Here is a 232-nt window from a genome sequence, read left to right on the forward strand (position 1 = left end):
CTTCCCTCTATTAAAGAAAAAAGAAGAGAAAAAACCATCGCAAAGAAAGTCATCGTATAGATGATAATAATTTGCTTACCTTTAAAGTAGTCATTCGCTTTTCTTAAGCAAAGAGTAACTAGAGAATAGCTCATACCTGTTAAGAGACCATAGATTATTCCCATTCCCTTGTCAGAGAGATTTGATATATCAATATACGGAGAACTCGTTAAACTCACTCCAAAGATCGAAA

The 232-nt window shown here is 33.6% G+C and carries 1 protein-coding gene; it reads right to left on the bottom strand.

The genetic code is table 11. The features are described 5' to 3' along the window. Nucleotides 1–232 (bottom strand): hypothetical protein (locus tag M901_RS18040; RefSeq protein WP_034721797.1); only part of this gene is annotated, 232 nt, incomplete at both ends.

The organism is Bacteriovorax sp. DB6_IX, assembly GCF_000447775.1.
In the GTDB taxonomy this organism is placed as follows: domain Bacteria; phylum Bdellovibrionota; class Bacteriovoracia; order Bacteriovoracales; family Bacteriovoracaceae; genus Halobacteriovorax_A.